Genomic DNA, 7997 nt, shown 5'->3' with positions numbered 1-7997 from the left:
CTGGACTCGAACCAGTGACATACGGATTAACAGTCCGCCGTTCTACCGACTGAACTACAGAGGAATCGTTGGAACGGGGCGAATAATAGCGACTGGCTGTGGGCATGTCAAAGGGTTAACGCAAAAACTTGTCTGAGTGCTTTCTTAATATCCAACTTGTTGACTCTTAAGACAAAGCGATTAAATCCTCTCCCTTTTTTACTTCTTTTCTCATCTTACCGGAAAGCGTTTGCACTAAAAACAACCACAAGTTGCCTGATTGTTGTGCGGTGGTTGCGTGCAAGCAGCGTTTTACAAATTGCTTAGCACGTTCTTTGCCACTTTCTGTTCATTAAAACGTCATATTTTCCGATCTGCTCCACAAATTTCACACATTTGTGGGAGTTGGCACACCCCGTGCATTGTTATTTTACTAACAGCGGCTAGTTTTTTGACAATGAAGCAACAAAAACAGCAACAGGGGATTAACCGATGCAGCCAGCGCAGGATGTGATTGAACAAATCGAAGCGTCATTCTCCGCGCAAACGCCGACAGGGAAGCGCATTGCCGGGTATCTGCTGGCGAATCTGGCGCAAATTCCTTTCGAAACTGCCGACAGCATTGCGCGCAGCGCGGCGACCAGCGGCATTTCTGTCGGGCGTTATCTGCGCAGTCTGGGCTATCGCAACCTGGATGATTTCAAACAAACGCTGCGCCTGCAAAGCGGCTCGTCTTATCAGCCCTGGGTGGTGACCGATCGCCTTGGCGCTTACCGCGAACGCAGCAAACAGCCGCAGCAGGAAAAGCTGCAACAGTCACTGGCGCTCGAGCTCGAAGCCATTAATCACGTGTATCAGCTGGCGCAGACCGACAGTTTTGCCCAGGCCAGCCGCCGTCTGGCAGAGGCTGACGCGGTGTTTATTCTCGGCATTCAGTCGGTGCGCGGTATCGCCAATAATTTTGCGAGCTATCTCGAATATCTTCGCCCGAAAGTCTATTTCGCCGACGGGCTTTCCGGCACTTACGTGGAATCGCTCAATTCGGAATTCGCGCAGCCTTATCTGGTGGTGACCGATACCCGCGCTTACTCGAAAATGGCGCAAGCCTATTGTGAAGCGGCCTGCGAACGCGGGCTGAACGTGGCGCTGATCACCGACATTTACTGTCCGTGGGCGCGCGATTATCCGGTTGATTTATTACAGGTGAAAACGGATACCGGCCAGTTCTGGGATTCGATGGCGCCGCTCAGCTGCCTCTTCAACCTGCTGTGTTCTTCAGTGCTGGAACTGCGCGGGAACGATGTCGAGCAGCGGCTGGCCAACAACCGGATTTTGCAGAAACAGCTCGGACAATTTGAATCGTAATTTTCTACCACCAGCGGACAGAGTTTATTGATGAACACAAAAATACCCGACGTTGCCCTGATTGACCTGGCGGAAAGCCTGCCTGACGCGGTGATCGACCTGAAATATGCCACCGCCGATAACCTGACCGGTCAGCCGATTTATCGCGAAGCGCGCTGTTTGTTACATCCCGATGCGGCGGCTGCGCTGGTGCGCTGCAATGAGGTCGCGAAGCTGGCGGGATTCCGGTTGAAAATCTACGACGCCTACCGGCCGCAGGCCGCGCAGGCCTGTTTATGGGCGGCATTTCCGAATCCGGATTACGTCGTGGATATCAAACTTGGTTCGCACCACAGCCGCGGCGTGGCGGTGGATCTGACCTTGCTGGATGAGCGGGGAGACGTGGTGGATATGGGCGCGGGCTTTGATGAAATGACTGAAGTTTCGCATCCGTTTTATCCCGACTTACCGCCAGAAATTCAGCGTAACCGTTTGTTGCTCAATGCCGTGATGGCGGCGGGCGGCTTTAAGGGTATCACCAGCGAGTGGTGGCACTTTGAATTACCGGATGCCAAAACGTATCCGTTGTTGGAGGAGCGGTTCGGCTGTTATCCGCCGGTGAATGCCGCGTAATCATTGCACGTCTCTTCTCACTTTTTGACAGAGCCAGGAGTTCTATGATGAGCAACACAGCAATTAACACGTTCCGCAAAAATACGAAAACGCAGGTCGCCGGTGCCATTTTTCTCGCCCTGTCAGGTTTGAGTTTTGCCACGCAGGCCGCCGTTCCGAAAGACATGCTGGTGATTGGTAAAGCGGCAGATCCGCAAACGCTGGATCCGGCGGTGACCATCGACAATAACGACTGGACGGTTACGTATCCGGCGTATCAGCGTCTGGTGCAGTATAAAACCGAAAACGGCAAAGGCTCAACGCAGGTAGAAGGCGACCTGGCGGCAAGCTGGACGGCGTCGCCGGATCAGCTGGTCTGGACATTTAAACTCAAACCGGGCGCGAAATTTGATGATGGTTCCGACGTCAATGCCGATGCGGTGAAATGGTCGTTTGAGCGCCTGATGAAAATTGCGCAGGGGCCGTCGGAAGCCTTTCCAAAAGACATGGCGGTGACGGTGGTGGATCCCCTGACCGTCACGTTCACGCTGAAAACGCCGTTCGCGCCGTTCCTGTATACGCTGGCCAATGACGGCGCGGGCATTGTGAATCCGGCGATTGCTAAAGCCAATCCGGCTGATGAAGGCAAAGCCTGGCTGGCCGGTCATACTGCCGGTTCCGGCCCGTATAAACTGGATCGCTGGCAGAAAGGTCAGCAACTGGTGCTGGTGCCAAACCCGCATTACAGCGGCGAAAAACCGGCTTTTAAACGCGTCACGGTTAAGATTATTGGTGAGAGCGCCACACGCCGTCTGCAACTGTCGCGCGGCGATCTGGACATTGCTGATTCCCTGCCGATGGACCAGCTGGCGGCGCTGAAAAAAGAAGACAAAGTCGCGGTGGAAGAATTCCCGTCGCTGCGCGTGACGTATCTGTATCTCAATAACGCCAAAACGCCGCTTAACCAGGTGGATTTGCGCCGCGCGATTTCGTCTGCGGTGGATTATCAGGGCATGGTGAAGGGTATTCTCGGCGGTAATGCCAAACAAATGCGCGGGCCAATCCCGGATGGCATGTGGGGTTTTGACCCGACGGCGAAGCAATACCAGTTAGACCTGACGCAGGCCAAAGCTGACCTGGAGAAAGTCAAAGACAAGCCGCAAACGCTCGACTTCCTGTACTCCGACAACGACCCCAACTGGGAATCCATCGCGCTTGCCGTACAGGCCAGCCTCGGTCAGGCCGGGATCAACGTGAAGCTGGAAAAACTGGCGAACGCCACCATGCGCGACCGTATCGGGCAGGGCGATTACGACATTTCGATAGGTAACTGGAGCCCGGATTTCGCCGACCCGTACATGTTCATGAACTACTGGTTCGAGTCCGACAAAAAAGGGCTGCCGGGCAACCGTTCGTTCTATTCCAATCCTGACGTCGATGCGCTGCTGAAAAAAGCCGTGTCAGTCACTGACCAGAAACAGCGCACGGACTATTACCAGCAGGCGCAGAAAATCGTCATCGACGAAGCGGCGTATGTCTATCTGTTCCAGAAAAATTATCAGGTCGCGATGAACAAAGACGTCAAAGGCTTTGTTTTCAACCCGATGCTGGAGCAGGTCTTTAACGTTGCGCAAATGAGCAAACAATAAATCCCCGTCATACTTCGAACCGCAGGTGCGTTGGCTGCGCTCAGTCGCCCCGGTCACAGGGTTCATCCCTGCTCCCGGGGACTTGTGAGCTGGCCGCCTTCCTGCAGCTCGAATTATTTAGGGCATTTGACCGGAGATATTATGACTTTCTGGACTCTGATCCGTCAGCGATGCTGGGGTTTGATACTGGTGATGGCGGGCGTTTGCGTCATCACTTTTATCATCTCGCACATGATCCCCGGCGATCCGGCGCGTCTGCTGGCGGGCGACCGTGCCAGTAACGAAATGGTCGAACATATCCGTGAGCAACTCGGGCTGAACCAGCCTTTGTATGTGCAGTTTTTCCGTTACGTGAGCGACCTGTTACACGGTGATTTAGGGACGTCGATCCGCACCGGCAGACCGGTGCTCGACGATCTCAAGGCTTTCTTCCCTGCCACGCTTGAGCTGGCCGTCAGCGCGCTGTTTCTGGCCATCGTGCTCGGCATTCCGCTGGGCGTGTTGTCAGCGGTATATCGCAATAAATTCCCGGATCACCTGGTGCGTCTGCTTTCCGTACTGGGGATTTCCACGCCAGCGTTCTGGCTGGGGCTGGGTGTCATCATCCTGTTTTATGGTCATCTGAATCTGCTGCCGGGCGGTGGAAGACTGGATGACTGGATGGATCCGCCCGTAAATATCACCGGCTTTTATGTCCTCGATTCGCTGCTGACCGGCAACTGGGACGCCTTCTGGAACAGTTTGCAACATCTGGCGATGCCTGCGCTGACGCTGGCGTTCGTCCACATGGGCATTGTGGCGCGGCAAATCCGCTCGGCGATGCTGGAGCAACTGAGTGAGGATTACATCCGCACGGCGCGCGCTAACGGGCTGTCGCGCTGGCGCGTGATCCTCAGCCACGCCTTGCCAAATGCGCTGATCCCGTCCGTGACCGTACTCGGGCTGGCGATGGGCGATCTGCTTTACGGCGCAGTGCTGACTGAAACGGTTTTTGCCTGGCCGGGCATGGGCGCTTATGTGGTGAATTCGATTCAGGCGCTGGATTTCCCGGCGGTGATGGGCTTTGCGGTGGTGGTGTCGTTTGCTTACGTCATCGTCAATTTGTGCGTGGATTTGCTGTATGTGTGGATTGACCCGCGCATTGGCCGGGAGGGGTGAGTGAATGTCTGTGATTGAACCTGGCGTGAATAACCACCGTGCGGGTATTGTGCCGCCGGACGTCAAACCGCGCTTCGCCACCTGGCGGCGGACTTTCCATCTGCTGAGCCGCAGCCCGCTGACGATGCTCGGGCTGGCGATCATGCTCATTGTCCTGTTTATCATGATTTTTTCGCCATGGCTGGTGCCGCATGATCCGAACGCCATCAGCCTGACCGACCGCTTGCAGGCACCGTCTGCCGCGCACTGGTTTGGCACCGATGAAGTCGGGCGCGACCTGTTCAGCCGCGTGCTGATCGGCAGCCAGCAGTCGGTCGCCGCCGGGCTGGCAGTGGTGATCATTGCGGGCACTATTGGCTCACTGCTGGGCTGTTTTTCCGGCGTGGTTGGCGGAGTCGTCGATGCGCTGATCATGCGCTGCATGGACATCATGCTGTCGGTGCCGTCGCTGGTCTTAACGATGGCGCTGGCGGCGGCGCTCGGCCCAAGTCTGTTCAACGCGATGCTGGCGATTGCCGTGGTGCGCATTCCGTTTTACGTCCGGCTGGCGCGCGGACAGACGCTGATGCTGCGCCATCAGGCGTACATGCAGGCCACGCGAACGTTTGGCGCGTCGCGCTGGCATCTGATCACCTGGCACGTATTGCGGAACGTGATGCCGCCGCTGGTGGTGCAGGCGTCACTGGATATCGGCACCTCGATTCTGATGGCGGCGACGCTCGGCTTTATCGGCCTTGGCGCGCAACAACCGACGGCAGAATGGGGGGCGATGGTATCGAATGGCCGTAATTATATTCTCGACCAGTGGTGGTATTCCGCCTTCCCCGGCGTGGCGATCCTGATCACCGCCACCGGTTTTAACCTGTTCGGTGACGGTCTGCGCGACCTGCTCGATCCGAAAAGCAGAGGGCGCTGAAATGGCTGAACAAAACAACGCGCCGGTTCTGGAAATCGACAATCTGCAACTGGTTTTCCCGGTTTACGGCGGCGAAGTGAAAGCGCTGAATCAGGTATCGCTGTCGGTCAGTGCCGGAGAAATTGTCGGCGTGGTCGGTAAATCGGTCACGGCGATGATGGCGATGCGCCTGTTACCCCCTGATGGTTTTACCGTCACCGGCGGCGAATTACGCATGCTCGGCACCGACGTGGTTCATGCCAGCGAAGAACAGATGCGTACGCTGCGCGGTGCGCGGGTGGCGATGATTTTTCAGGAACCGATGAATGCGCTGAACCCGACGCGCAAAATCGGGCGACAGATGTGTGAGGTTATCTGTCTGCACCAGAAGATCAGCAAAGCGCAGGCATGGAAAAAAGCCACCGGCCTGCTGGAAGATATGCAAATTGCCGACGCGGAGCAGGTGATGTCGCGTTATCCGTTCGAACTTTCCGGCGGTATGCGCCAGCGCGTGCTGATCGCAATGGCGTTTTCCTGTGAACCGGAACTGATTATCGCCGACGAACCGACAACCGCGCTGGATGTTACCGTGCAGCGTCAGGTTCTGCGTTTACTCCAGCGCAAAGCCCGCGCCAGCGGCACAGCAGTGTTATTTATCACTCACGATATGGCGGTGGTGTCGCAGCTTTGCGACCGGGTTTACGTGATGTACGCCGGGCATGTGATTGAAAGCGGCAACACGACAGATGTAATCGACTCACCGTCGCACCCGTATTCCATCGGCCTGTTGCAGGCCGCGCCGGAAAATGGCGAACCGCGCAGCCTGCTGAAAGCCATTCCCGGCACGGTGCCGAACCTGTCAAAACTGCCGCAGGGCTGTGCGTTTCGCGGACGCTGTAATCACGCCGATGACCGCTGCACCCAAACGCCGGGGCTCGCGCCGTTGCCGCAATTTCCGCGTCAGTCGGTGGCCTGCTGGCACCCGCAAATCCCCATCCAACGCACTGAGGAGCTTTCCTGATGATTACAGAAGCGTTAGTCGAATTGCAGGATGTCCGCGTGCGTTTCCCCGCCAGTTTTAACTGGCGCGGTAAACCGACCGGTTACGTCCATGCGCTCAACGGACTGGATCTGAATATCATCCGCGGCGAAACGCTGGGGATAGTCGGTGAGTCCGGTTGCGGTAAAAGCACGCTGGCTCAGTTGCTGATGGGGCTGCAAAAGCCGAGCAGCGGAGAAATTCACCGTGCGCGTCATGATAATTCCTGGTTCGGTTCCGGCATGCAAATGGTGTTTCAGGATCCGCAATCGTCGCTGGATCCGCGTCTGCCAGTCTGGCGGATTATCACCGAACCGGTGTTTGTGCAGAAACACAACAGCAGCCGCGAACGCCGTGAACTCGCCGCCACACTGGCGGAGCAGGTCGGCATCCGCAAAGAATACCTCGACCGTCTGCCGCATGAATTTTCCGGCGGTCAGCGCCAGCGTATTTCCATCGCCCGCGCGTTGTCCTCAGAGCCGGATATCATCGTGCTCGACGAACCCACCTCGGCGCTGGATATTTCCGTGCAGGCGCAAATCCTCAATTTGCTGGTGGAACTGCAACGACAGCGCAATCTGACGTATGTGCTGATTTCTCACAACGTGTCGGTGGTTCGTCACATGAGCGACCGCGTGGCGGTGATGTATCTCGGGCAAATCGTAGAGCTGGGCGCGGCGGAAAAAGTGCTGTCCGAGCCGCAGCACCCGTATACCCGCCTGCTGCTTGATTCCGTTCCCCGTGCCGGACGGCTATTAGATGACGGCGTCGTCGATAAAAAAGGGGAATTACCGAGCAACCGGAACCTGCCGATGGGATGCTATTTTCGCGAACGCTGTCCGCTGGCAGGTGACGGCTGCCAGCTGCCGCAGGATCTGGTCTGCGGGGCAGGGGGTGTGCTGGCGCGGTGTCATCGGGTTATGCCGGAGCGGGCATAAAGGCGCTTTTTTTATCATTTCCAGGTCAAGGTCAAGACCTTGGGTTGCCACCCAAACTGGCCTCAAGAGGCGCCTGTCGCCGCGCCTCTTAAGAATCTCCGGCTCTTTTACTGCGCGCTCTGCTCGCTGGCTATATTTCAGGTACCGCAGCGACAGGCTGGAAATCTTGCCGCTGCGCGGTTCCTTCTCCCGGTCCTGGAGCCTTTGGTCTCCAGGCCGCTCCGTTCAGCAAGATTTCTGAATCGCCCGCACGATCTTAAAGTCAAAAGCAGACTTTTTTTCATCTTTTAGAAAAGTGGATTGGCGTGATTAAAATTCAGCTGAACGGAGCGGCTTCGAGACCATAGGCTCGAAGACCGAGAGAAGGCAGTGCGAAGCACCTG

7 protein-coding genes are annotated in these 7997 nt (G+C 56.6%); all 7 read left to right on the top strand.

Going from position 1 to position 7997, the window contains the following annotated elements; translation table 11 throughout:
• Nucleotides 1–471: 471 nt before the first annotated feature.
• The 7 genes from J8X26_RS26070 (at nt 472) to J8X26_RS26040 (ending at nt 7614) form a co-directional block, all read left to right on the top strand.
• On the top strand, nt 472–1344 hold the full coding sequence (locus tag J8X26_RS26070) for a MurR/RpiR family transcriptional regulator (RefSeq protein WP_208952446.1): 873 nt from the start codon (nt 472–474) through the stop codon (nt 1342–1344).
• A 30-nt stretch (nt 1345–1374) separates the two neighbouring features.
• Nucleotides 1375–1956: a D-alanyl-D-alanine dipeptidase gene (gene ddpX / locus J8X26_RS26065; RefSeq protein ID WP_165057954.1), complete on the top strand. Its 582-nt coding sequence runs from the start codon at nt 1375–1377 to the stop codon at nt 1954–1956.
• A 44-nt stretch (nt 1957–2000) separates the two neighbouring features.
• On the top strand, nt 2001–3584 hold the full coding sequence (locus J8X26_RS26060) for an ABC transporter substrate-binding protein (protein ID WP_208952445.1): 1584 nt from the start codon (nt 2001–2003) through the stop codon (nt 3582–3584).
• 141 nt (nt 3585–3725) lie between these two features.
• Nucleotides 3726–4742 (top strand): ABC transporter permease, encoded by a 1017-nt coding sequence (locus tag J8X26_RS26055; RefSeq protein WP_208952444.1) that lies wholly within the window; start codon nt 3726–3728, stop codon nt 4740–4742.
• A gap of 4 nt (nt 4743–4746) precedes the next feature.
• Complete coding sequence (gene ddpC / locus J8X26_RS26050; RefSeq protein ID WP_152326901.1) at nt 4747–5658, top strand: D,D-dipeptide ABC transporter permease; 912 nt, start codon at nt 4747–4749, stop codon at nt 5656–5658.
• 1 nt (nt 5659) lies between these two features.
• The gene (locus J8X26_RS26045) at nt 5660–6658 is read left to right on the top strand and encodes an ABC transporter ATP-binding protein (RefSeq protein WP_208952443.1); all 999 of its coding nucleotides are present in this window, start codon (nt 5660–5662) and stop codon (nt 6656–6658) included.
• Nucleotides 6658–7614 carry an ABC transporter ATP-binding protein gene (locus J8X26_RS26040; protein ID WP_208952442.1) on the top strand — a complete coding sequence of 319 codons (957 nt, stop codon included), beginning with the start codon at nt 6658–6660 and terminating at the stop codon, nt 7612–7614. The genes J8X26_RS26045 and J8X26_RS26040 overlap by 1 nt, the downstream gene beginning before the upstream one ends.
• Nucleotides 7615–7997: the final 383 nt, after the last annotated feature.

Origin of the sequence: Rahnella sp. ChDrAdgB13 (assembly GCF_017655185.1) — a bacterium.
GTDB lineage: Bacteria > Pseudomonadota > Gammaproteobacteria > Enterobacterales > Enterobacteriaceae > Rahnella > Rahnella contaminans.
Note: the sequence above shows the minus strand (reverse complement) of the source record. Positions and strands in the feature narration are given on the sequence as shown.